Consider the following 22,988-nt stretch of genomic DNA (forward strand, 5'->3'; position numbering starts at 1 on the left):
AACATTTAGGTATTTTTTGACAGAATAGAGTATTTAAGGAGACGCGCAAAGCGGGAATAATTCCCGGCATGAGCACATTAACTTCCCATCACAGCCGTTTTTTACACGCGATAAGCCGTTGGTCAGGCCGCATAGCCTCTCCCTCGCTGCTGAGCGACGCCCATGCCCTGCTCTATTCCGTCAGGAGTTTTGCCGCCGCGATGCTCGCCTATTACGTTGCCCTGGCGATTGGCCTTGAACGGCCCTCATGGGCCATCATCACCGTCTACATCGTGTCGCAAACCTCGGTGGGCGCGTCCCTGAGCAGAAGCCTTTATCGCCTGGCCGGTACCGTGGCCGGCGCGGGGGCCACGGTATTGATTGTGCCGACGTTTGTGAATACGCCAATTCTATGTAGCGTGATTCTGGCAGGCTGGATCACCTTCTGCCTCTATTTATCCCTGCTTGAACGCACGCCCCGCGCCTATGCCTTTGTGCTGGCCGGTTATACCGCAAGCCTGATTGGTTTTCCCGCCGTCGCCGATCCCGGCACGGTGTTTAACATCGCCCTCATCCGGGTACAGGAAATCGCGATCGGTATCGTCTGCGCCGCGCTGATTCACCGCTACATTTTACCTGCCCGGATATCAGGGCTGTTCAACAGCAAATTAGCCCAGACGCTGCACGCCGCGCGCCAGCGGATTGCCGACACCCTGGCAGGCAAGGCCGACGCGCAGTCAGAGCCGCTGCATCTGGCGCTGGCGCTACAGTTTCTGCAGGGTATCAGCCACCATATCCCGTATGATTTTGCCCTTTCGGTTCCGGCCCGCCAGGCCAGGAAAGCGCTCCATGACAGGCTGGCGCGGTTAGTGATTGTCAACGGCGAAGTGCGCGATCGTTTGCAGATCATCGCCGAGATGCCCGCCGCGATGCAGGCTCTACTCAATGACGTGCAGGTCTGGCTGACCTGCGACGATACCGGCCAACGCAAAAACGCCGCAGAAGCGCTGCACCAGCGCAGCGCGCAGTTAGCGCAGCGGCTCGCGGCGCAGGCGCTGACCTTTGAAGATGCGCTGCGGGTAAATTTCTTACGCTACATCGCTGAGTTGATTACCCTACTGCAACAGTGTGAGCGGCTTTCGGAGGCCATTCATCACGCCAGGCCTGCGCCAGCGCAGGCGGAAGATCGTGCGGCGACCGGATACGTTTTCCATCGCGATCCCCTCAGCGCCGCCCGCACGGCGTTGGGCGCTTTTGTCATCATTCTGAGCGGCTGTCTGCTATGGATTTACTCTGCCTGGCCCGATGGCGGCACGGCGGTGTCAATTCTTGGTGTTTGCTGCACGCTGTTTGGCAGTTTCGACACGCCGGCCCCGCATATTGTGAAATATATTATCGGCTCTGTCTGGGGCGTAGTGATAAGCCTTATCTATAGCTTCGCCCTGCTTCCTCCGCTCAGCGATTTCCCCGTGCTGGTGGCGGTGCTTGCCCCGGTCTATCTGCTTGCCGGATCGCTGCAGGCGCGGCCCCCCACGACCTTTATGGCCATGGGGATCACCCTGACGCTGCCGGTACTGTGCGAGCTGGGCGCGCGCTACAGCGGCGACTTCGCCGACGCGGCCAACACCGCGATCGCCCTGTTTTTCGCGACCGGCTTTGCGGTTATCGGCATGAGTCTGCTGCAAACCGTACAGGCGGACGCGGCGATAAAGCGTCTGCTGAAACTGTGCCAACGCGATATTCGCCGCAGCGTGAGCGGCGTATTTAAAGGCGATGAAACGCACTGGACCAATCTGATGATCGACCGGGCCGCCCTGCTGCTACCACGCTTGCCGCGCAGCGGGCAGTCCTCCGCCCGGGCGCTCGATCGCCTGGTGCACTTTCTGCGCATAGGCCTCTGCGTGATGCGCCTGCGCCGTTGCGAAACGCCCGCCGGCAGCGATATCCACGAGGTGCTTTCTCGTCTTACCCACACAACGGAGACCGAAGCCTTACGCGAGCGCATTGCCGCCATGGCGAACCGCTGCTTGCCCGCGAGGGAGGAACAATCATGCCAGTTTGTCGACCGACTGGTCGATCTGCACTGCGCGTTACGGACGCAGAACGAGGAACCCACCCATGATAAATGACATCAATATCGGGGGCGTTTTTATCCCCGGACTGCTGCTGACCGCGCTCATTGCCCTGGTCTGTACGCTGCTACTCGTACCGCTTTTCTCCTGCAGCAGGCTTTACCGCCGCTTGCCCTTACGCCCGCTGCTTGATGTTTCAACCTATATCGTGACCTTTTTCCTGCTTTTGCAGGGCCTGACCACACTGGGGTTATTCGCATGAAATCTTTTTTCTCTTTGCTGGGCCGTTACGCGCTGACGTTAATCGCAGTAGCGGTAGCGGCCTGCGTGGCGTTTATTTTCTGGAAACAGTATGCGCAGACGCCCTGGACGCGCGATGGCCGGGTTCGGGCAGATGTGGTGCAGATTGCGCCGGATGTTTCCGGGCCGGTGAGCAGCGTGGCAGTGCGGGATAATCAGTGGGTTAACCGCGGCGATGTGCTTTATGCCATCGACCCGCGCTGGCTGAAGCTGGCGGTGCTCAGCGCGCAGGCCGACGTCGAAGCAAAACGTCATGAAATGCTGATGCGCCAGGATGCCGCCCGGCGACGCGCGCTCATCAAAGGGGTCATTTCCGGCGAGGATATCCAGCAAACAGGCAGCGCAGCGCGCGTCGCGGCGGCCAATTATCAGGGGGCGCTGGCTGCGCTGGAACTGGCGCAGCTGAATTTATCCCATGCAACGGTGCGCGCCCCGGTTACCGGCTACGTGACGCATCTTCGGCTCCGCCCCGGCGACTACGCCGCGGCGGGAGAGACAAAGATCGCCGTGATCGATGCGCACAGTTTCTGGGTGGTGGGCTATTTTGAAGAGACTAAGCTGCGTCATATTCGCGTCGGAAGCGCCGCACACATTTCTCTGATGGGGTTTGACCCGCTCATCACCGGGCACGTGGAGAGTATCGGCCGGGGGATCGATGATAGCAATGACGAGACGGGCGGACTGGGGCTGCCGGATGTCAATCCCACCTTCAGCTGGGTGCGACTTGCGCAGCGAGTCCCCGTTCGTATTCAGTTAGATAAGATACCGGAAGGGATTGAACTGGTGGCGGGACTATCCGCCAGCGTTTCCATCCTGCCTGAAAACCCTGACGGCGGGCGTAGCGGAGGATCGGGCTACGTGGCTCAGGCTATCCACCCATAGTGGACCCGAGACTCAATGAGGAAACGACGCTTCCTGCAAAAATATCTGGCCCGAATATACCGAACTCGATATTCTGTAATGCTTTGTATTTTTTGTGAACAGGAAAAAGTATGCTTAGTACGTTACCCGATTTACACAGAAGTTTTGCAGAGCAACTCAAGCTTAACGTTCAGTCTGACGCCCGGATTCACTCCCTGCTCGGGGGCGGATCGCTTATTCATGGCGGATTTGATAAATACTCCGATTTGGATTTTGTCGTTGTGGTAGACCCTCTCTACTACGATGAAATCATGGAGCAGCGTGTGGCGTTCGCCGGAACAGCAGGCAACCTGCTGCATGCGTTCACAGGGGAACATGTCGGAGAGCCTCGCCTGCTGATATGCCTGTATGGCCCTGAACTCCTCCATGTCGATCTGAAATTTGTCACCCTGGACATGCTCACTCAACGCGTTGAGGAGCCGGTAGTGTTATTTTCTCGCGATCGCCATGCCCTGGAGCGACATCTGGCACAATTTCGGGCCCAGTGGCCTGACATGACGCCGGAGTGGTTTGAGTCCCGAGCCTGGATCTGGCTTCATTATGCGGTGGTTAAACTGGGAAGGGGCGAACTTTTCGAAGCGATGGGTATGCTGTCATTCTTCCGGGAGCAAGTGCTGGGACCGATGCTGTACCGCCGCGCCAATCTACCGCAGCGTGGGGTTCGCCGCATTGAATGCCACAATATCGATCCTGAGGGCCTGCTGACCTCCACGCTGGCCACGCACGATCGTGACTCCGTCAGCATCGCCATCAGCAAGGCGGTTGACGCTTATATCAATCTCCGCGCTGATGCGCTGCCTGAAAATATCGCGGACGATGCGGCACGACGGGCGCTCCTTGCCATGCTGAAAGCGTATTCTGAACGGGTTTAAACGATACTTCCGGCCGCTTAAGTGGCCGGAATGTAAAAGAGAGTCTGATACACATCATTGAAGGCCCGCTCCTCCTCATTGCAAACCCTGGCTTTGTTGAGTCTGGCAGCTATATGCCAGAAGCGGATGTCTTAAGCCTGTTCTTTCCTTTAAACGCGAATACCGCAGGATATCGACCTGAATATTATTGATTTCATATCAAATACTTGCAATGGATTTTTAGCTATGGAAGAGATAAAAATCGCTGATGCTATATGAAACATTTTAATAATGACGGAATCGGATGTTGTTCGTAATGACCTTTAATTTGGAATGAGATATAACGTGCCTCGAAGAAAATTAACATTCTCATAACGTAATTAGGGTTAAGCAAATGAAGCAGGTTGGCATTGTTGGTTGGCGAGGAATGGTCGGTTCTGTTTTGCTACAGCGAATGATCGAAGAGAACGACTTCGACAATATATCGGCGCATTTTTTCAGCACCTCCAGTGCAGGAGCCGCCGGTCCTGTCATTGATGGCGTCAGCTACACACTTAAAGATGCTAATTCCGTAAGTGCGCTGGCCGAAATGGACATCATCATAACCTGCCAGGGCGGGGATTATACCAAAGCAATATACCCTGCTTTGCTTAACCATGGCTGGGAAGGCTACTGGATTGACGCGGCCTCAGCGCTACGGATGGATGAGAAAGCCTGCATTATTCTCGACCCCGTCAACCGCAACAATATCGATCGTGCAATTAAAGAAGGTATTAAACTTTTTGTCGGCGGCAACTGTTCCATTACGCTGAGTCTTATGGGGCTGGCTGGGTTGATAAAGGCTGACTTGATCGAATGGATGAGTGTGATGACCTACCAGTCCGCATCGGGTGCTGGTGCACAGTATGTACGGGAACTCATTGCGCAAAGTGCCTACATAAGCCGCCATTTATCTCCGGATGAGCTGGCATCCTCAGGTTCAGTGCTTCCGTTAGTTAATAAGGTCAGTGAATTGATTAACAGCGCTGATATGCCGACCCAAAACTTCGGTGCACCTTTGATGGGCAGCATCATTCCCTGGATTGACAGCGATTTAGGCGATGGCAATAGCCGTGAAGAATGGAAAGGTGAGGCGGAAACCAACAAAATTTTAGGCCTGTCTCCCGGTACGATCCCGGTAAACGGCTTATGCATACGCGTCGGCGTGATCCGCTGCCACAGCGCTGCTATAACCCTTAAGCTCAAGCGTGAAGTCAACGAAGAGGAATTTGCCGAATTAGTGATGAATTCCCACCCCTGGGTTAACTATGTGCCCAATAACAAGGAAGAGAGTGTCAGTACCCTGACACCGGCCTGTATCAGCGGTTCGCTTAAGGTTGGTATTGGCCGTTACAAGAAAATGTCGCTAAACAATGAACCTATCTACTCGGTCCTGACGGTTGGCGATCAGCTATTGTGGGGAGCAGCGGAACCATTGCGCCGCATGTTGAATATTTTGGCTGGAAAAGCTTGAATCATATTATGTGGACAAAACACCTCCCCCTAAACTCAACGGCATAAATATAAGCTGTATACGGAGCACTTGATGGTCACCACACATGTTTTTATCGCGGTCAGTCTTGATGGTTATATCGCCCGACAGGATGGCGATATCGACTGGCTGTTGCAGCGCGATGACCCAACAGAAGATCATGGCTATGCCGCATTCATCGCGGACAAAGATTGGATCGTTATGGGCCGGGGGAGCTATGAGAAAGCGCTGACTTTTGACCAATGGCCTTACGATCGACCCGTGCTGGTTCTCTCCCGACAGCTAACCGATACCGCCATTCCCGAGGCGCTGAAGGGCAAAGTGCAGCTCTCAAGCCGCACGCCGGGGGAAGTGCTTGCTGACCTGGCGGCGCAAAACGCGCATCGCGTCTATCTGGATGGCGGGCAGGTAATACAGTCGTTCCTGCGTGAAGGTCTGGTCGCCGATATCGTTATCACGACCGTTCCTGTCCTGCTCGGTTCGGGAAAACCATTGTTCGGATCCCTGACCAGGGATATCGATTTGACGCTGTTATCAAGCCGCAGCTTCCCTTCGGGACTGGTGCAGTCGCACTATCGGCTGACGTCATAAACGGCATATAAACCTGACGGCGGCCTACGCTAAAGCAACAGTACCGCCCTGCCAGCGGTACTGAATGTTACTGATATAATCACAAAATAGATAAAAGAGGTGACGCATGGGTACTGACAAAATAGCTACGCTGTTTAGATACAAACGCTGGATAGATATTGAAACGCTACAAGCGATTAAAAAAATTGATGCGTCTGCGAATGCAGAAAAACGCCATCTGACGCTCAGATTAATGAATCACATACATGTGGTTGATATGATCTTCCGCGCTAACATTACCGGCCAGAAGCACTCCTACACCGCACTGAACACGCCAGAGACGCCCTCTGCCGATGAACTTCTGAGAACGATGACTGAATGTACAGACTGGTATATTCAATACGTCAATGCTATGTCCCCCGTTGACCTTGCTGAAACCATTAAATTCCAGTTTGTCGATGGCGGACCTGGTGAGATGAAGGCGGTCGATATGCTCAATCATGTGCTGTTTCACGGAACATATCATCGCGGCGCTGTAGGTTGGCTACTTTCAGAAAGTGGTGTAACCCCACCCAAGGACGTACTGACCGTCTTTCTAAGAGATCATAACCACGAGTAACCGAGTCATATCAATTTCCTCCCTTAGCCCTTAAAGCAAAAAATTAAGGAGCTTCAATCCCCTCAGTCAGTGAGTGAAAACCTTTCGCTGCAAGATGGGCGGGGCCTCGCCCGCCCTGCCGCCGCTACCGCGGCCAGACCTGCGGAAACTCATCGGCGACAAGCTGTTCTCCGTCGCGAAGCTTAAGCCCCGGAAACGGCGGCGACGTCACGCCGCCGCGGTCGGCGAATGTCGCATCATCCCCTACCCAACGGGCGGAAAATACCCGCCGCGCGCGGGCGGTTGAATTGCCCTTTGCCCCATGCAGCGTGCGGAAATGAAAAGCGACCGCATCGCCCGGCTCCAGCGCCCAGCTGACGATATCGTAATCCTCCTGATGGGCATCAATGTCCGGCAGCTCTTTAAAGCGCGAATGGGAATAGAGCTTTGAACCGTTAAACCGCGTTGGGCTGAACTCATCGTCCCAGCGATGGGAACCGCGAATACAGCGCAGCGAAATCGCCTCCGCTACCGGATCGAGCGGGATCCACAGACTGACATTCTGCCGCCCCTCCACGCAGTAATAGGGCTGATCGTGGTGCCATGGCGTTACCGTACTGCCGCCGGGCTGTTTCACCAGCGTGTGCTCGTGGAAAAACTTCGCCGTCTGCGACCCCATCAGCGCCGCGGCGATCTCCGCCGCCGGCGACTGAAAAACAAAATCGCGAAATTCCGGGATTCGTTGCCAGTTGCAATAGTCCTGAAAAAACGGCGCCGAGCCGTCCTCGGGGATCACCGTTCGCGCGTGACCGTACTCGCTGGGGTTCGCCATCAGCGCGGCGACGCCGCGCGACAGGCTCTCGATCCACGGCGTGAACACGCCTTTAAGTAGCACGACGCCGTCGGCCTGCCAGCGGTCGATGGTCTGTTGATCAATAAGCGGGGAGTTCGGGTTTTGCATAGTCGCCATCCTGTGTTGATAAATCAGCGAAGAGAATCGGAGGGATCGGCGCGCATCCAGGCGCAAAGGTTTTCCAGCATCGCCATACAGCGTTCGGTCTGGGGGATACTGATATATTCGTCCGCCTTGTGGCCCTGCGCCATGCTGCCCGGCCCACAGATCAGCGTCGCGACCCCCGCCTCGTCAAACAGGCCGCCTTCGGTACCATAGGCGACGGTGGTGAAATCATCGCTGCCGCACCACTGCGCCAGCCAGCGGGCGAACTCTGACTGCGGGTCACTCAGCAGCCCCGGATAGTGGCTCAGCGTCTGGAAATGAATATCGCTGCGCTGCGCCACCTTGCGCATCGCCGGAAGCAGCTGCTCGCGGGCATAATCGCCCAGGGCGTCGGTCACGGCCTGCGGGCGCGTGCCGGGTAAATAGCGAATTTCAAAGTCGAACCAGCAGGATTGCGGAACGATATTCAGCGCCGCGCCGCCGTGAATCGTCCCCACCTGCAGCGTGCCCGAGGGCGGCGAAAACCGGCTATCCTGCTGCTGCGCAAGGCTTTCACCCAGCACGTCCAGCCGGGAAATCAGCCTTGCCGCGTAGCTGATCGCGTTAACCCCTTCCGGGGCGTAGGCCGAGTGGCAGGCGTGCCCTTCCACGCGGCAGCGCACCGCGAGCTTACCTTTATGGCCGTAGACCGGGCGCATGTCGGTCGGCTCGCCGATAATGCACAGCGCCGGTTTCCCGGCGGAGGCGCGGAGAAAATCCACCAGGCTGCGCACGCCCAGGCAGCCAACCTCCTCATCATAAGAGAATCCCAGGTGCAGCGGCATCCGCAGCGGCGCGGCAAGAAACGCCTCCAGCGACGCCAGCACGCAGGCGATAAACCCTTTCATATCCGCGCTGCCGCGACCGTAGTAGCGCCCGTCACGTTCGGTAAGGGCGAACGGCGGCACCGTCCACGCCTGACCATCCACCGGCACCACGTCGGTATGGCCGGAGAGCATCACCCCGCCGGGGCCGGTTGGCCCAAGGCGGGCATAGAGGTTTGCCTTGCGCCCTTCGTCGTCATAAAACAGCTGCGACGTCACGCCGCGCGCGCGCAGAAAGTCGCCGATCCAGGCAATCAGCGCCAGATTCGACTCGCGGCTGGTGGTATCAAACGCCAGCAGCGCGCCGAGGATCTCACGCACGCGGTTATTCATCGCCCGGCACCCCGTAGGTCGGCGCTTCGCGCGGGTCAAGCGCGCGGGTGATGTACGCTTCCATCTGCGGCTCGTAGGCCAGCCACAGCGCTTCCAGCGCCGCTACCGGGCGTTCTTCCGCCCAGTCGACGCGTAAATCCACCACCGGCCAGGCGTAATCCTCCACGACTTTAAGCGCCGCCGAGTGCTCCGGCCCGGCTTCGCCGCCCGCATCGATACCCGCCTGCAGAGCCGCAATCAGGCGGCTGGCCAGTTCGCCGCTGGCGGCTTCGAACGCCGCCGTCATGGCGGTAATCACCTGCGGGTTGGCCAGCATATTCCCCGCCGCCACGCAGTTCTCGCCCTGCGCCAGCTGCCAGATGCCGAGCGTATGTTCGCCGCTGAACACGGCGCTCTCGCCGCTGGCGTCGATGACCGCCACCTGGCGGTAATCGCTAAACCGGTCTTCGCCCAGCGCCTGCGTCAGGGCCTGCTGCGGCGTGAGCCCCGCCTCAAGCCCGGCAAGAATCTGCGGTCCGAGCGCGGGCAGCGTGATGTTCTGGCTGGACACCGCGCCAACGCCCGCCAGCAGCCACGGGCAGCGGGCGCCAACGGCAATGCTGGATGAGCTAATCGCAATGCCCAGTTGACCTGACTCCGGGCACAGGGCGGAAATAGAGAGGGTCATGGTGCCTCCTGCGCATGCCAGTCGTCAGGGATCACCGCCGTGACGTCAATTTCCATCAGCCACTGCGGTTGGGCGAGAGCCGACACTACCACGCCGGTCGAAATAGGAAACACGCCTTTAAGCCATTTCCCCACTTCCTGGTACACCGGTTCGCGGTAGCGCGGGTCGATCAGATAGGTCGTCGTTTTCACAATATGCGTCAGATCGCTGCCGGCCTCTTCCAGCAGCTGTTTAACGTTCTTCATCGCCTGTTCCGCCTGGGCGCGCGCGTCGCCCAGCCCAATCAGATTGCCGTCAAAATCGGTACCCACCTGGCCGCGAACGTACACGGTGTTTCCCGCGCGCACCGCCTGGCACAGATCGTTATTGAGCGTCTGATTGGGATAGGTTTCTTTGGTGTTAAACATCCGAATACGGGTATGGGTTGGCATAGGTTGCGTCCTCAAATCAGGCATTAGCAGGAAGGTTGATAGCGTTGATACTGGCGCTGAATGGCAATCTGATCGGCGATATATTTCGCATCGTGCCAGACGCCCCAGATAAAGGTTGAGCCACGGCGGGAGAGCCACGGCAGACCGAGGAAATAGACGCCCGGTTCGCTGGAAACGCCGCGATGATGCTGCGGGCGCTGCTGTTCATTAAAGGCGTTGACCTTCAGCCAGCGGTAATCGGTGGTATAGCCGGTAGCCCAGATAATGCAGCTCACCCCCGCGGCTGCCAGGTCGAGCTCGGTGAGGGGCTGGGTCAGGCAATCGGGGTCGGGCAGGAAAAAGCGCGCTTCCGGCTCTTCCGGCAGCGACAGCCCGTTGCGAGCGATATACTCATCCGCGGCGTCGAGCAGCGCCAGATAGGAGGCGTCGCCGAGACGAATGTTGTCCGCCAGATCGGCACGGAAAACGGCTTTGCCCTCGGTAAAGCCGTGCGTCTGTCCGACCAGGGTAATTCCCTGGTGCGCCAGCTGGCGAAAATCAACGGTATGACCGCCGCGCGCGCCGCTGACCGCAATCGTCACGTGCTCTTTGCCGGGCTGATTGGCCGCCGCATCCCACAGCCCTAACACCCCCAGCCACCAGCAAAAATCGCGCTGGCGGTAGCGGCGCGGCGGGCGATCGTGCGCGCCGACGGAGAGCCATACCGCGCGCCCCGCCCGGCGGAGCTCATCGGCGATTTGCACGCCGGACGACCCCGCGCCAACCACCAGCACGCCGCCTTCCGGAAGCTGCTGCGGGTTGAAATAGTGCGCAGAATGAATCTGCTGTACAGCGCTATCCTGCGGCGCGATGGCCGGTATCACCGGGCGCTGGAACGGCCCGGTAGCGGCGACGATACGCTGCGCCTCAATCACGCCCAGTGACGTTTCCACGCGAAACCCCGGACGGCCGTTTAAGCGCTCGGCGCTAAAGACCTCAACGCCGGTTTTGATCGGTGCATTAAAGGTTTTGGCATACGCGGCGAAGTAGTCGGCGATCTGCTCTTTGGCGACAAAGCTGTCGGCGTCGCAGTCGGGAAAGGTCATGCCGGGAAACCGATCGTGCCAGGCCGGGCCGTTGGCCACCAGCGAATCCCAGCGGCCGCTGCGCCAGGCCTCAGCGATGCGCTTTTTTTCCAGCACCAGATGCGGAATGCCGTGATGCGTCAGATGCTCGCTCATGGCGACGCCAGCCTGCCCCGCGCCTACCACCAGGGTATCGATCTCTGTAATCTGCTCTGTCATATCTGTGTCCTTCAAGCACGGTTGTCCGGCTTATCCGCCGGGATTGACAGAACTCAGGTTAAGTAAGTGTGATGAAATGGTAAATTATTATAAAACGATCGTCTGAATAGAAATTTACGAGGCTGAATAACGCGACAAGAAAATAACGCTTGCGGCCGCGTTAATTAAATTACGCGTGCTGATGCGGCGTTAATTCTATGCTGCGGCAATAATCCATAAATAGCTGCGTCGGACGCGTGGGTTCATTATTGGCAAGATGCGCCATAATTAATGTCGATGCGGGCATTTCGTCGGCAATATCCAGCTGCACCAGCTTTTCGCCGTCATAGGTCATATCGCACAGCGGACGGGTAACCAGTACCGAAAAGCCTAATCCCTGCCCGACCATACAACGCACCATTTCTATGGACGGCGAACTGTAGGCCACTTCCGGGTGATAACCTTTCTCTTTAAATATCGAGACAAAATAGTTTTTGCTGGGGACCGCATCGAGCAAAATCATCGGTTCCCGGCTTAATTCCTGAAGCGTGACGCATTTTTTCTGCGCCAGCGGATGAGAAGCGGGCAGCAAAGCATAGGGTTTATGCGGGGCGTTCAGCAGCTCTTTATTAATGGAGTGACCCAGCTCAAGGTCGTAGACCAGCGCCAGATCGAAGCGCCCGCGGTGCAGACCGTGCATCAGTTCATGCTGTTCGCCGTCGTAGAGCTGGAGAGTGATTTCGGGATACATTTTTTTAAACCCCGCCACCAGTTTTGGCATATACAGCGGCGCGACGGATTCAAAGCAGCCGACGGAAATAGTCCCGGATACCAGCTCTTTATCCGCCCGCGAGTTCTGCTCAAACTCATAGGACAGCCGCAGCAGCTCTTTGGCTTTATCGTAGAAGCGCCGCCCGCTTGAGGTCAGGGATACGCCCTGCGCATGGTGACGAATAAACAGCTGCTGGTCGAAGGTACTTTCGAGGTTTTTAATCGCAATAGAGATCGACGGCTGGGCAATGTGCAGCTGACGGGAAGCCTCAGCGATACTCTCCGTTTCCACCACCGTCACGAAATATTTAAGCTGTTTGAGGGTAAATCGGTTCATCGCTTCACCATTGATAAAATATTGTCTTATTACGAACGGGCTTAGTTTTACGATAAGCAGCCTGCAATCATCGTGCCATGCCGTTTGCGCTTTACCTCGTCGGCAAATAGCCGTCGTTTCTATTTAATAACCCGCCCTCTTTTTTGCCTGATTTCGCGTATTGCACCATAAAGCATCGCCCTGCACCTTATTCGCCCGCGGCGCGCCCCAATATTGCACAAATTGTCATTTTACGAAAAATCAGGTTTAAAAATAAGGGTGATTGTTTTTAAGTTGTTTCAATGCTGTTTCTCATTAATTGCGTTAAATTCCCTGAGGTTAATATAGCTGTATAGTTTTTTTAAACTTAAAGGCCAAAAATTTACTAATTGCCACCGGTCGAAGAGTGCCAGCATAGTGTCATGGCAAGATGAACGCCGGCGGCTCCCCATTTTAGAACAGGAGAATCGCCTTAATTTCCGTTAATTATGGCGAGTGAAATAGCCCATGACGTTTAACTGGAACTATATGTTAAGCCTGCTCAGCGATGTCGATTTCTGGCAGGCCACCTGGACCGTCATCAAATTAAGTTTGCTGACCTGGGCTTTCAGTATTGTGCTGGGGTTTATTCTGGCGCTGGCCAAACAGTCGCCGCGCAAGCTGTTTAACGCGCCTGCCCGCCTCTATATCTGGCTGTTTCGCAGCATGCCGCTGCTGGTGCTGCTGATTTTTGTTTACAACATGCCGCAGGCGCTGCCCGCCTTCGCCCCGGTGCTGAACGACCCGTTCTGGGCCGGACTGCTGGCGATGGTGCTGAGCGAAGCCGCCTATATTGCTGAAATTCATCGCGGCGGACTGCTGTCGATTCCGAAAGGACAGAGCGAAGCCGCCCGCGCGCTCGGGCTGCGCTATGCCGGCACCCAGTGGCGTGTGGTGATCCCGCAGGCGCTGCGCGTCGCCCTGCCGGCGCTGGCTAATGAGTATATCGCCATCGTCAAGCTCAGCTCGCTGGTGTCGGTTATCTCCCTGACCGAGATCTTAATGGTCGGCCAGCGGCTCTATTCGCAGAATTTCCTCGTCATGGAGACCATGGCGGCGGTGGCGTTTTACTACATCCTGATCGTCACGGTGTTTGATTTCCTGCTTAAGCGCCTCGAGACCTGGCTCGACGTCACCCAGCGTAAGACCACGCGACCGGTGGATGAAGAAATGCAGCAGTTGGCCACCGCGCGGCGTCCGGCAACGGCCCGCAGCGTTAGCGTCGCGCAGGAACCGGCGCTACAGGCGTCAAAGCTGCATAAAGCCTATAACAATGTCGAAGTGCTGGGCGCCGTCAGCCTGCAAATTCAGCCCGGCGAAGTGGTCTCCGTCATCGGCCCGTCCGGCTCCGGTAAAACCACGCTGATCCGCCTGCTGAACGGCCTTGAGCAGATTGATAACGGCGAGATCAAAATCAACGGCCAGCCCTTTATTCACCTTGACCGCCAGGGGCAGCAGAAGCCGCGTTTTATGGAGAACAGCGAGCATCGCCAGAATATCGGCATGGTCTTCCAGAGCTTCAACCTGTTCCCCCACCTGACCGTACTCGGCAACCTGCTGCTGGCGCCTCGCTATCACCATCTGGCCAGCGAAAGCGAGCTGAAGCAGCACGCCTGCGAACTGCTGCATAAAGTCGGCATGCTGGAACACGCGTGGAAATATCCGCATCAGCTTTCCGGCGGCCAGCAGCAGCGGGTAGCGATTGCCCGCGCCCTGATGATGCGCCCACAAATTATGCTGTTCGATGAGCCCACCTCGGCGCTGGATCCGGAAAAAGTTAACGAGGTTCTGCAGGTTATCGAATCGCTGGCCCATGAAGGCATCACCATGGTGATCGTCACCCATGAAATGAACTTCGCCTTTAAGGTTTCCGATCGAATTGTGTTTATGGAAAAAGGACGCGTGGTCTGCGACGACACGCCTCAGGCAATGCGCGACGGCCAGCATCCGCGCGTGGACGCCTTCCTGAAAGATGTCTCTTTGGCTTAACGCCTCCGTTCCCGAAAGGAGAAAAATATGATCGCGCAGTGGCAAATCGAACAGTTTCATCAGCAGGGTTTTCTGGTTGTCGAAGAGGTGTTTTCCGCCGAGGAAGTCGCGCTGCTGCAGGCCGATTTCGACGCCTGGGTCGAAGAGAGCCGACAGCATAGCGAAGTGTGGGGCGAAACCCTGGACGGTCGGCCGCGTTTCGATCTCGAAAGCGACCACGCGCCCCATCATCCGTCGCTGCGCCGGGTGAGTTCCCCCACGGAGATTTCCGCCGCCTACCGCCAGGCCGCGCTTGATTCGAGAATGGCGGCGATTGCCGGCCAGCTGATCGGCGGCAGCGGGACCCGCTTCCATCACAGCAAAATCAACTCCAAGCTGCCGCACACCGCCACGCAGGTGAAGTGGCACCAGGATTTTCTGTTTACCCCCCACAGCAACGACGACATCATCACCGCCCTGCTGATGGTCAGCGAAGTGACGCCGGAGAACGGTCCGCTCAACGTGGTGCCGGGAAGCCATCGGGGACCGCTGTGGTCCCACTGGCAAAACGATCGTTTTACCGGCGCCGTGGATCGGGAGGTTGAAGCGACCCACTGCCAGCAGCCGCAGGCCTGTTTTGGCCCGGCGGGATCGGTGTGCTTTATGCATACTCGTCTGCTCCACGCCTCCAGCCCCAATGAAACCGACCTGCCGCGGACGCTGTTTATCAGCGTCTACGCGGCGGAAGATGCCCTGCCGTACGGCGAAAATCCGCTGCCCAGCGCGCACGCCGGGCAGATGGTTGCCGGGGAAGAGAGCGGCCTGGTGCGCAGTACCGTGAATCATTTACGCCTGCCGCAAAAACCGCGCGGCGCATCCTTTTTCGTCCAGCAGGCCGGTACCGATCGCGCCAGCATGTAATTTGCCCACTCTCTGGAGGTTGTATGAAACGTTTTAAAGCTTTCCGCCCTGCTGCCCTGCTCCTTTGCACCGCCGGCGCCCTGTCGTCCTTTAGCGCTCAGGCCTTCCAGCAGCCGGGGAAAATCACCGCCGGTTCGGATATGACCTTTTTCCCGTATGAATATATGGAAAACAACAAGCCCGCCGGGTTCGATATCGAGTTTCTTGCCGGGCTGGCGAAAGCCATGGGCCGCGAGGCGGTGAATATTGATACCCGGTTTCCGAATTTGATTCCGGGCTTGCAGGGCGGACGCTTCGATATCACCAACTCGTCAATGTACATCACCGCCGAGCGTCTGAAGGTTATCGATATGGTGCCCTATCTGAAAAGCGGCGAAGCGATCCTCGCGCTGAAAGGCAGCGACTATCAGCCGAAAACGCCGGAAGCGTTTTGCGGCCACAAAATTGGTTCAATGGGGGCGACGTCATGGCTGGCGCAGCTGCAAAAGCTCTCCGCTGACTACTGCGTGAAAAAGGGCCTGAAGCCGATAGCGCTCAGTGAATACACCACCGACCCGCAAACCACCCAGGCGCTGCTCTCGCGGGCGGTTGAGGCGCAAATCACCGATGCGGCGGTGGCGCGCGGCGTGATCGACAAGCTTGGCGATCGGGTGACCATCTCTTCCGAAACCTTGATCTATCCGGTGCTCAACGGCTTTGGGGTGAAAAAAGGCAATAGCGAAGTGAAAACCGCGCTGGAGGAAGGGCTGAAGAAATACAGCGCGACGCCGGAATACGCCGCGCTGCTGAAGAAATATAACTTCCAGGCGCCGACGCCAGAGGATCTGCAGACTTTGATGCCGAAAGCGGAGTAATCATATGGCCCGCTCTTATGAAGAACAGACGCGTATCGACCTGGCAGCGACCTTTCGCATCATCGCCCATCTCGGGATGCACGAAGCGGTGGCCAACCACTTTAGCGCGGCCATCTCGGCGGACGGCAAAAAATTCCTGCTGAATCCGAAGTGGAAACACTTTTCGCGCATCCGCGCCAGCGACCTGCTGCTGCTGGACGCCGATGATGAAGCCTGCGCCCGGCGAGCGGACGTGGACGCCACGGCGTGGGCGATTCACGGGCAGATCCACCAGCGCCTGCCGGAGGTGCGGGTGGTACTGCACCTGCATCCGGTGTATACCACCAGCGTTGCTTGCCTCGAGACGCCGCATATCCCGCCGATCGATCAGAACACGGCGCGCTATTTCAATCGGGTAGCCGTCGATAGGTTGTACGGCGGCATGGCGGACACCACGGCGGAAGGCGCGCGTCTGGCGTCGCTGCTGGCCGACAAGCGCCGGCTGCTGATGGGCAACCACGGCGTACTGGTGACCGCACCGTCGATTGGCGAGGCTTTCGATGATATCTGGACTCTGGAGCGCGCCTGCCAGATTCTGGTGACCGCCTGGTCAACGGGGCAGCCGCTGAAAGTGCTCTCCGCTGCGGTGGCGGAGAAAACCGCGCAGGACTGGGAGGGGATCGCCGACTTTTCACGCCAGCATTTTGCAGAGATGAAGCAGATGATGATCGACGCCGACCCGTCCTTGCTGGAGTGACGGTTTACTCCCGGAGAAAGGCGCCACCGGGCATACGGAGATAAGCCGGATTTGAGGTATCGAGGCGCGGATTTTGCCGCAGGACTGGCGACAGAATCCGCAAGTTACGCGCTTGTAGCCCCGGTAAGGCGCCAGCCGCCACCGGGGAAAAGGCGGCTAGTAGCGCACGCAGACCGACTTTGTTTCGCACCAGTCATCCAGCCAGTCGGGGCCGAAATCGCGGCCGGTACCGGACTGCTTCATGCCGCCGAACGGCAGGTTGGCGTCGATCAGCGTATGGCTGTTGACCCACACCGTCCCCGCCTGCAGGCGATCGGTATAGCTCAGCGCCTGGCTCAGGTCGCGGGTCCAGACGCTGGCGGTCAGGCCAAAATCGCTGTCGTTGGCCAGGCGCAGCGCCTCTTCCCCGTCGGCCACGCGTACCAGGTTCACCACCGGACCGAAAACCTCTTCCCGGCTAAGGCGCAGCCCGGCGTCGGGATTAATCACCAGCGTTGGCGCAATATAGTAGCCCTGCGCATTCGGCCCCACGTTACCGCTAATCAGCTCTGCCTTCTGCTGACGGGCTTCATCAAGATAGGCCGCCACTTTTGCGCAATGCACCTGCGATACCACCGGGTTAATCTGGCTGCTCTCGAGCATACCGGGCCCGACCTGTAGCGACTTCACCGCCTGCTCGAAGCCGCTCACCAGCGTATCGAACAGCGGCGCTTCGATATAAATTCGCGAACTGGCGGCGCACACCTGCCCCTGATTCAGAAAGCTACCGGTCATTAATCCCTCAATAACCCACTGCGGATCGGCATCTTTCAGCACGATGGCTGGGTTCTTGCCGCCCAGCTCCAGCGTGACCCGGGTCAGTCGGTCTGCGGCCACGCGGGCAATCTGTTTACCGGTAGCGGTCGATCCGGTAAAGCTCACCTTGGCGACCTGAAGATGCGAGGTCAGCGCCGCGCCGCACCCGGCGCCGCTGCCGGTCACCACGTTAAAAACGCCGTCCGGTACGCCGGCCTCGGTTGCCAGTTCCGCTACCCGCAGCAGGGTCAGCGGCGTGGTTTCCGACGGCTTAATGACGATCGAGCAGCCAGCCGCCAGCGCGGGCATCACTTTCCACATGCCGATCATCAACGGGAAATTCCACGGCACGATCCCGGCCACCACGCCCACCGGCTCTTTTTTGGTCCACGCCTGATAGCGTGCGCCCTGCGGGAAGGGGATCGATACGTCGAGGGTGCGGCCGCTGATTTTAGTGGTCAGTCCGGCGGTATAGCGCATCCAGTTCAGCGTGCAGCCCACTTCAAAGGCGCGGGAAATGTTAATCGATTTCCCCTGTTCAAGGGTCTCCAGCTGCGCCAGCTCCTCGCCGTGCTGCTCCACCAGATCGGCGAAACGCAGCAGGATCCGTTCGCGGTCGGCGGGCGTACGCCCTGCCCAACTGCGGGAAACGAAAGCGCGCCAGGCGGACATCACCGCCCGATCGACATCCGCGGCGTTAGCATCCGCGGTGCTGGCGATAGCCTGACCGGTGGCCGGATCCCAGACGGTTAAGCGCTTTTCGCTCTCTGCCGCCTGCTGCGCACCGTCAAGATACAACCCATGCTGTCTGTCTAAAAACTGCTGCACGCTGGCGAGTAGCGCGACCTGTGATGTGGACATACCCCTTCCTTATTGTTCACGGATAGTGGTTTCAGTTTATGCCGGGGTCGCGATTCACGCTTTTTTCTCTGTGACATTCGCTGTTGCCGCTGTGACAGGCGCCGCAATTAAGTTGATGAGGCGGACAGAAAATGTGCAGCAGGTAATAGTTCTTTCATATACTCCGCCGTTGACCCTTGCCTCCGGCATCATAAGTGCAACAATGCAAAAACATTATTATTACAAGGGATGCGCGATGAGTACGGCAAATCGTGGGCAGAACTACCAGCATTGGTTAGCAAAAATCAATCAGGTCTGCGGGCAGTTTGCCGCCCGTCCGCTGGCTGATAATTTCCACGGTGAGATCGACGCCAGCTATGCCGGCGACCTGAAAGTCAGCACGGTGACCGCCTGCGGCATTAATCTTTACCGCACCCGACAAGAGATCCAGCGCGATAACGACGCCTGGTTTTATACCGTCTTCCAGCTCGCGGGCCAGGCAACGATCGAGCAGGATGGCCGCCAGGCGATGCTGGAAAGCGGCGATATCACCCTGATTGACGCGTCTCGTCCCTGTTCAATTATCTGGCAGCAAACCTCGCGTCAGGCCTCCCTGCTGCTGCCAAGATCGCTGCTGGAGCAACAGCTGCGCGGCAGTGAAATCAGCATCGCTACCCGGCTGGCGAAAAGCCTGCCGATGGTCCAGCTCAGCCAGCGCCTGCTGCATGAAAGCATGAACAGCCCTGAACTCTCGGCCAGCGAAAGCAAAGCGGCGCTGGAGGCCATCGTCTGCCTGCTGCGCCCGATGCTGCATCATCAGGAGGCCCAGCCGTCCCGGCGCGATAAGCAGTTTCAGAAAATCATGGCGTTAATCGATGAGTCGATTCAGGCGGAACATCTGCGCCCGGAGTGGCTGGCCAGCGAAACCGGCATGTCGGTGCGCAGCCTCTATCGGCTGTTTGCGGAAAAGGGGCTGGTGGTGGCGCAATATATCAAAAATCGTCGGCTCGATTTGTGCGCCCGCGCGCTGCAAAGCGCCCATGATGACGAAAAGCTGGCGGGGATCGGCTACAACTGGGGCTTCAGCGATCATAGCCATTTTTCCACCGCCTTTAAGCAGCGCTTCGGCGTCTCGCCGGGGGAGTATCGCAAGCGCTGCCGATAGCTATTTTTTCAGCCATTTGCCGTTAAGGCCCTTCACGTACTCGCCCGGCTGCGCCCTGGCGACCAGCTTCTGACCGGCCATTTTCGCCACCTGATCCACCGGTAGATTATTGTCATCCGCCAGCTGCTGATAGCTGTCGCTGCGGGCGGCGTTGATCTGCTTCACCAGCTCAAGGGTTTCTTTATCCTGACGCAGCGGTTCAAGATAGCCGTTGAGGGTTTCGCCGACCCGCCCCTGCTGGCGAGCCTCATTCAGGGTCAGGGCCTGCGCCTGAGCGCTGAACAGCACCAGCGCCAGCGCGGCGGTTATCAGTCGTATTCTCATCATCGCCTCAGAACAGATCGCTACGCGATTTGAGCAGATTCTCAACGTCTTTATCCAGCTTGATATGAATTTCATGCTCAATTTTGACGTTCATATTGATGGTGATCGGCTCTTTCGATGCCGCGATTTCAATACGCGGCGTACAGCCCGCCAGCAGCGCGGTGGCCAGAAAGGCGGCGAATAGTTTGATCATTATTGTTGTTCCTTACAGGTATGACTGTCCTGACAGCGCGGCGCGGGCAGCCTGGCGTTCTGCTCCAGCCACGCCTGCAGATTGTCGCCGAAACGCAAGCTGCGCCACAGGTCAAAAATATTCTCTTCATGGGAGTAGTTTAAGTGCACCGTATTGCTTTTGCCTTCTACCCGGCTGGTGCCGCTAATCGTCGCCTTCAGCGTCAGTACGCCGAGGTTATCGAGGTTGATCCGCGTCCACGAGGTGGCCACTTCCATATAGCGCAGCCAGTTAATGGCCGCCCCAGCGGAGACGTTGTCGGCCACCAGCGCGTCAGCGGTGTCTTTATCAAGACGCATCGTCATCGGCCCCGGATTGCTGAACCAGCCGTCCTTGATAATCCATTTATCGTTATCCAGCCACAGCGGCAGCGCGCCGTTAAACGGGCCGGACACGGCGAACTGCTTCACTTTAATCGCGCTAATTAACTCGCTGCTGGAGATGTTTTGCAGACGCAGCAGCGCCGGATCGTGCTGCGGCATCCGCAGCTGCTGCATGGTCAGCTTGCCGCCGAGAATATCGACGCTGACGTTGCTTAACTGTAAAGGTGCGTCTTCACTCCAGGGCCAGGCGCCCTGGAGATCCGCCGTCAGATTGCGCGCGGTGAACTGGTTGACGACTTCGCCGATGCGCAGCGATACCGGATGGCGGGTGCCAAGCTGCCAGGTGCCGCCGCTAAAGCGGAACGGCAGCACAAAATCGACGCCGTTGATCTGGTTATCCGGCATCCAGGCGCTGCCGTCTTTGAGCACACCGTGACCGCCCGCCTCGAAGCCCTGCCCGGCGGCGGCGGAGAATGCCACCTGCGCGTAGAGCGTTCCCTCACGCAGGTTCATCTTCCACTCCGGCGGCACCAACGGCTGGAAAACGGTCAGCGACTGTTTTGGCCACCACGCCTCGCCGCGCAGACGTTCGCCGTCCCAGCGCCCGGTCACGCGCACGGGGCCAATTTTTTGCGCATGCAGGGAGCCGCTGAACCGGAACCAGGTCGGATCGCGGCCATCAATGTTGAACTTAAGCGTTGACGGCGGCAGTTCGCTGCCGCCGCTGAAGGTGGTTTTCCCGGCATCCAGCGACAGCGCGCCGGTCAGTTTGGGATGCTGCTCATCGCGCAGCCAGTGGATCGGTTTTTCCAGCGTCAGGCGCGGGGTACTCACCAGCATGGATCCATACTGCAACTTATCGAAACCGGTCGACAGGCTGTTGAGCACAATGGCGCTATCAACCCATTCGCCCGCGCCTTTAACATCCCAGCGCGCCTGCATCGGGGTGAAATGGCCATCGCCCCAGTAGCGCCACTGCCAGCGGCCGCGGTCGGGCATAAAGTTGTCGGCCTGGCCATCAAGATGCAGGATAAAATCCCCCATCTCCTGCTCATGGGCCCGTAGAATAGCCTGCAGGCGACCATCAACCCCCTGTTGCGTCACTTTAACGCCCGCCAGCGGCCAGCGGATTTCATCGATATTCAACGAATCGATGACCCGCCCGCGCGAACGCAGCAGCGCGCCGGGGTGAAAATTGAGCACCGGCGCGGTAAGCGGCCCGCTCAGCTGCGCGGGCAGTCGGGCATAAAAAATCAGATCGCCGAGCTTGGCCTCGCCGGTCAGCTGTAGCGGCATGTCGCTGCTGTCCATGCTCAGCTTACCGGGACCGATATTCAGCACGGCGTTGCCCTTCCCGGCCTGGCCCTGAGTGAGCACGTTAAGACGCCCGCTGACCTGCATCTGCTCGGTGCCCTGCTGCCAGTTGCCCAGCGAAAGCGCAACCCGGCCGCTCAACGCGTTGCCCGCGTATTCGGTGTGCCAGCGGCCATCGCTGATGACGATACGATCCGGGGTGATTTCCCACGGCAGGTCAAGCATCGGCTCCACTTCACCGCGCGGCGTGACCAGCAGCTGCCCGCGGTTCTTCTGCCACTCCAGCTCGGCATCGACAAGACCGGGAGTTTGTGGAAATTCAAAGGTGCTGAACAGGTGGCCGTCGACCGGCAAACCGTCCGGCACCAGCGGCATCTGAAACTCGCCCACCAGCTTCACCGGCGCCTGGTCTTCCACCAGACGCGCGGAAAAATCGCTGACCGTCAGCGCCTGGCCGCGCAGCCGCGCCTGGAGGGTAACCTCTTTACCGGCATAGCCGATATCCTGCTGCTGCGGCGTTAGCGACATCACCAGCCGCCCCTGCCATTTCTCCCACGGCGACAGGCGCAGATTGTCAATCGTCAGCCAGCTGTAAGGGAGCATTGATTGCCATTCGGCGAGGGTTTTCGGCGCCCCCGGCGCGGCTTCGCTTTCCGGGAGCTTGTTCAGGCAGGCGCTGTTTATATCCAGCTCGCTGATATGTAAACGCCAGCGGCTGGGACGCGAGAGCGAGGCATTGGCGACGCGTGCGATTTCGCAGTCGCCGACCAGGTAGCGCAGATCCGGAATACGCAGCGCGGAGCGCGTCAGTCGCGGGCTTTCATTGAGTGAGATTCGGGTTCCCGCCGGTAGCCAGATACCTGCCAGCGTGGGCACCCAGTGGGTGAGCGTTAATAGCAAAGCCAGCGGTAGCAGCACGAGGGCTAATAATAGCGCGATGGCGGCTTTATATTTACCCTTCATGGGCAGCTAATATCCTGATTCGAAATAAGTAAAAGCCGAGAGGCCGCTATTGTGGCACGTTCGACCTGTGAGTTAAAGTTTCCATCCCGTT

22 protein-coding genes are annotated in these 22,988 nt (G+C 58.2%); 12 read left to right on the plus strand and 10 right to left on the minus strand.

The window, feature by feature from the left end; genetic code table 11:
* Positions 1-68: 68 nt before the first annotated feature.
* The 7 genes from ABLU87_RS09970 (at position 69) to ABLU87_RS10000 (ending at position 6,843) form a co-directional block, all read left to right on the plus strand.
* A complete protein-coding gene (locus ABLU87_RS09970; RefSeq protein WP_064375770.1) occupies positions 69-2,108 on the plus strand; it encodes an FUSC family protein in 2,040 nt (679 codons plus the stop codon).
* Positions 2,098-2,313: a DUF1656 domain-containing protein gene (locus tag ABLU87_RS09975; protein WP_014229155.1), complete on the plus strand. Its 216-nt coding sequence runs from the start codon at positions 2,098-2,100 to the stop codon at positions 2,311-2,313. Before ABLU87_RS09970 ends, ABLU87_RS09975 begins: the two co-directional genes overlap by 11 nt.
* Positions 2,310-3,233, plus strand: coding sequence for an HlyD family secretion protein (locus ABLU87_RS09980; protein WP_046877249.1), 924 nt, complete (start codon positions 2,310-2,312; stop codon positions 3,231-3,233). The genes ABLU87_RS09975 and ABLU87_RS09980 overlap by 4 nt, the downstream gene beginning before the upstream one ends.
* A 110-nt stretch (positions 3,234-3,343) precedes the next feature.
* Complete coding sequence (locus ABLU87_RS09985) at positions 3,344-4,144, plus strand: hypothetical protein (protein WP_025107952.1); 801 nt, start codon at positions 3,344-3,346, stop codon at positions 4,142-4,144.
* A 373-nt stretch (positions 4,145-4,517) separates the two neighbouring features.
* The gene (gene asd, locus ABLU87_RS09990; RefSeq protein WP_014838326.1) at positions 4,518-5,636 is read left to right on the plus strand and encodes an aspartate-semialdehyde dehydrogenase; all 1,119 of its coding nucleotides are present in this window, start codon (positions 4,518-4,520) and stop codon (positions 5,634-5,636) included.
* Positions 5,637-5,708: 72 nt separating this feature from the next.
* Positions 5,709-6,245 (plus strand): dihydrofolate reductase family protein, encoded by a 537-nt coding sequence (locus tag ABLU87_RS09995; protein WP_009652973.1) that lies wholly within the window; start codon positions 5,709-5,711, stop codon positions 6,243-6,245.
* 106 nt (positions 6,246-6,351) lie between these two features.
* Complete coding sequence (locus ABLU87_RS10000) at positions 6,352-6,843, plus strand: DinB family protein (protein ID WP_014229147.1); 492 nt, start codon at positions 6,352-6,354, stop codon at positions 6,841-6,843.
* Between the two features lie 124 nt (positions 6,844-6,967).
* On the opposite strand, the gene ABLU87_RS10005 is transcribed toward ABLU87_RS10000, so the two are convergent.
* The 6 genes from ABLU87_RS10005 to ABLU87_RS10030 all read right to left on the minus strand — a co-directional run bounded on the left by ABLU87_RS10005 (position 6,968) and on the right by ABLU87_RS10030 (position 12,444).
* Complete coding sequence (locus ABLU87_RS10005) at positions 6,968-7,783, minus strand: phytanoyl-CoA dioxygenase family protein (RefSeq protein WP_049102542.1); 816 nt, start codon at positions 7,781-7,783, stop codon at positions 6,968-6,970.
* A 23-nt stretch (positions 7,784-7,806) separates the two neighbouring features.
* Positions 7,807-8,976, minus strand: a complete 1,170-nt coding sequence (gene argE, locus ABLU87_RS10010) for an acetylornithine deacetylase (RefSeq protein ID WP_122117285.1) — start codon at positions 8,974-8,976, stop codon at positions 7,807-7,809.
* Positions 8,969-9,643, minus strand: a complete 675-nt coding sequence (locus ABLU87_RS10015; protein WP_014229145.1) for a DUF1028 domain-containing protein — start codon at positions 9,641-9,643, stop codon at positions 8,969-8,971. The genes argE and ABLU87_RS10015 overlap by 8 nt, the downstream gene beginning before the upstream one ends.
* Positions 9,640-10,074, minus strand: coding sequence for a RidA family protein (locus tag ABLU87_RS10020; RefSeq protein ID WP_014838322.1), 435 nt, complete (start codon positions 10,072-10,074; stop codon positions 9,640-9,642). The genes ABLU87_RS10015 and ABLU87_RS10020 overlap by 4 nt, the downstream gene beginning before the upstream one ends.
* Positions 10,075-10,097: 23 nt before the next feature.
* Complete coding sequence (locus tag ABLU87_RS10025) at positions 10,098-11,357, minus strand: NAD(P)/FAD-dependent oxidoreductase (RefSeq protein ID WP_004850405.1); 1,260 nt, start codon at positions 11,355-11,357, stop codon at positions 10,098-10,100.
* Between the two features lie 169 nt (positions 11,358-11,526).
* Positions 11,527-12,444, minus strand: coding sequence for a LysR substrate-binding domain-containing protein (locus ABLU87_RS10030; protein ID WP_122117286.1), 918 nt, complete (start codon positions 12,442-12,444; stop codon positions 11,527-11,529).
* A gap of 486 nt (positions 12,445-12,930) precedes the next feature.
* Between ABLU87_RS10030 and ABLU87_RS10035 the strand changes: the two genes are divergently transcribed.
* Genes ABLU87_RS10035 through ABLU87_RS10050 form a run of 4 tightly spaced genes read left to right on the plus strand, consistent with a single transcriptional unit; the run spans position 12,931 to position 16,941 of the window.
* Positions 12,931-14,451, plus strand: a complete 1,521-nt coding sequence (locus ABLU87_RS10035; protein ID WP_014838321.1) for an amino acid ABC transporter permease/ATP-binding protein — start codon at positions 12,931-12,933, stop codon at positions 14,449-14,451.
* Between the two features lie 27 nt (positions 14,452-14,478).
* Entirely contained in the window at positions 14,479-15,351 is an 873-nt protein-coding gene (locus tag ABLU87_RS10040; RefSeq protein ID WP_122117999.1) for a phytanoyl-CoA dioxygenase family protein, read from the plus strand.
* 23 nt (positions 15,352-15,374) lie between these two features.
* The gene (locus ABLU87_RS10045) at positions 15,375-16,205 is read left to right on the plus strand and encodes an ABC transporter substrate-binding protein (RefSeq protein WP_014229141.1); all 831 of its coding nucleotides are present in this window, start codon (positions 15,375-15,377) and stop codon (positions 16,203-16,205) included.
* Between the two features lie 4 nt (positions 16,206-16,209).
* Complete coding sequence (locus ABLU87_RS10050) at positions 16,210-16,941, plus strand: class II aldolase and adducin N-terminal domain-containing protein (protein WP_025107959.1); 732 nt, start codon at positions 16,210-16,212, stop codon at positions 16,939-16,941.
* A gap of 156 nt (positions 16,942-17,097) precedes the next feature.
* Here the strand turns inward: ABLU87_RS10050 and ABLU87_RS10055 are convergent, their stop codons facing one another.
* Entirely contained in the window at positions 17,098-18,597 is a 1,500-nt protein-coding gene (locus ABLU87_RS10055) for an aldehyde dehydrogenase family protein (protein WP_122117315.1), read from the minus strand.
* A gap of 235 nt (positions 18,598-18,832) precedes the next feature.
* Between ABLU87_RS10055 and feaR the strand changes: the two genes are divergently transcribed.
* On the plus strand, positions 18,833-19,741 hold the full coding sequence (gene feaR / locus ABLU87_RS10060) for a transcriptional regulator FeaR (RefSeq protein ID WP_122117316.1): 909 nt from the start codon (positions 18,833-18,835) through the stop codon (positions 19,739-19,741).
* Here feaR and ABLU87_RS10065 read toward each other — a convergent pair whose 3' ends face one another.
* The 3 genes from ABLU87_RS10065 to ABLU87_RS10075 are packed head-to-tail and all read right to left on the minus strand — an operon-like array spanning position 19,742 to position 22,897.
* On the minus strand, positions 19,742-20,065 hold the full coding sequence (locus tag ABLU87_RS10065; protein ID WP_014838317.1) for a YdbL family protein: 324 nt from the start codon (positions 20,063-20,065) through the stop codon (positions 19,742-19,744).
* 7 nt (positions 20,066-20,072) lie between these two features.
* Positions 20,073-20,258 carry a YnbE family lipoprotein gene (locus tag ABLU87_RS10070; protein ID WP_004121063.1) on the minus strand — a complete coding sequence of 62 codons (186 nt, stop codon included), beginning with the start codon at positions 20,256-20,258 and terminating at the stop codon, positions 20,073-20,075.
* The gene (locus ABLU87_RS10075) at positions 20,258-22,897 is read right to left on the minus strand and encodes a YdbH family protein (RefSeq protein WP_122117317.1); all 2,640 of its coding nucleotides are present in this window, start codon (positions 22,895-22,897) and stop codon (positions 20,258-20,260) included. Before ABLU87_RS10075 ends, ABLU87_RS10070 begins: the two co-directional genes overlap by 1 nt.
* Between the last annotated feature and the right edge of the window lie 91 nt (positions 22,898-22,988).

Origin of the sequence: Klebsiella sp. CB_Kp196 (assembly GCF_040061575.1) — a bacterium.
In the GTDB taxonomy this organism is placed as follows: Bacteria; Pseudomonadota; Gammaproteobacteria; order Enterobacterales; family Enterobacteriaceae; genus Klebsiella; species Klebsiella michiganensis.

Excerpts from the sequence above, each read along its gene's own strand:
- ABLU87_RS09970 (WP_064375770.1), top strand. The coding sequence starts at position 69 with ATGAGCACATTAACTTCCCATCACAGCCGTTTTTTACACGCGATAAGC.
- ABLU87_RS09975 (WP_014229155.1), top strand. The coding sequence starts at position 2,098 with ATGATAAATGACATCAATATCGGGGGCGTTTTTATCCCCGGACTGCTG.
- ABLU87_RS09980 (WP_046877249.1), top strand. The coding sequence starts at position 2,310 with ATGAAATCTTTTTTCTCTTTGCTGGGCCGTTACGCGCTGACGTTAATC.
- ABLU87_RS09985 (WP_025107952.1), top strand. The coding sequence starts at position 3,344 with ATGCTTAGTACGTTACCCGATTTACACAGAAGTTTTGCAGAGCAACTC.
- asd (WP_014838326.1), top strand. The coding sequence starts at position 4,518 with ATGAAGCAGGTTGGCATTGTTGGTTGGCGAGGAATGGTCGGTTCTGTT.
- ABLU87_RS09995 (WP_009652973.1), top strand. The coding sequence starts at position 5,709 with ATGGTCACCACACATGTTTTTATCGCGGTCAGTCTTGATGGTTATATC.
- ABLU87_RS10000 (WP_014229147.1), top strand. The coding sequence starts at position 6,352 with ATGGGTACTGACAAAATAGCTACGCTGTTTAGATACAAACGCTGGATA.
- ABLU87_RS10005 (WP_049102542.1), bottom strand. The coding sequence starts at position 7,783 with ATGCAAAACCCGAACTCCCCGCTTATTGATCAACAGACCATCGACCGC.
- argE (WP_122117285.1), bottom strand. The coding sequence starts at position 8,976 with ATGAATAACCGCGTGCGTGAGATCCTCGGCGCGCTGCTGGCGTTTGAT.
- ABLU87_RS10015 (WP_014229145.1), bottom strand. The coding sequence starts at position 9,643 with ATGACCCTCTCTATTTCCGCCCTGTGCCCGGAGTCAGGTCAACTGGGC.
- ABLU87_RS10020 (WP_014838322.1), bottom strand. The coding sequence starts at position 10,074 with ATGCCAACCCATACCCGTATTCGGATGTTTAACACCAAAGAAACCTAT.
- ABLU87_RS10025 (WP_004850405.1), bottom strand. The coding sequence starts at position 11,357 with ATGACAGAGCAGATTACAGAGATCGATACCCTGGTGGTAGGCGCGGGG.
- ABLU87_RS10030 (WP_122117286.1), bottom strand. The coding sequence starts at position 12,444 with ATGAACCGATTTACCCTCAAACAGCTTAAATATTTCGTGACGGTGGTG.
- ABLU87_RS10035 (WP_014838321.1), top strand. The coding sequence starts at position 12,931 with ATGACGTTTAACTGGAACTATATGTTAAGCCTGCTCAGCGATGTCGAT.
- ABLU87_RS10040 (WP_122117999.1), top strand. The coding sequence starts at position 14,479 with ATGATCGCGCAGTGGCAAATCGAACAGTTTCATCAGCAGGGTTTTCTG.
- ABLU87_RS10045 (WP_014229141.1), top strand. The coding sequence starts at position 15,375 with ATGAAACGTTTTAAAGCTTTCCGCCCTGCTGCCCTGCTCCTTTGCACC.
- ABLU87_RS10050 (WP_025107959.1), top strand. The coding sequence starts at position 16,210 with ATGGCCCGCTCTTATGAAGAACAGACGCGTATCGACCTGGCAGCGACC.
- ABLU87_RS10055 (WP_122117315.1), bottom strand. The coding sequence starts at position 18,597 with ATGTCCACATCACAGGTCGCGCTACTCGCCAGCGTGCAGCAGTTTTTA.
- feaR (WP_122117316.1), top strand. The coding sequence starts at position 18,833 with ATGAGTACGGCAAATCGTGGGCAGAACTACCAGCATTGGTTAGCAAAA.
- ABLU87_RS10065 (WP_014838317.1), bottom strand. The coding sequence starts at position 20,065 with ATGAGAATACGACTGATAACCGCCGCGCTGGCGCTGGTGCTGTTCAGC.
- ABLU87_RS10070 (WP_004121063.1), bottom strand. The coding sequence starts at position 20,258 with ATGATCAAACTATTCGCCGCCTTTCTGGCCACCGCGCTGCTGGCGGGC.
- ABLU87_RS10075 (WP_122117317.1), bottom strand. The coding sequence starts at position 22,897 with ATGAAGGGTAAATATAAAGCCGCCATCGCGCTATTATTAGCCCTCGTG.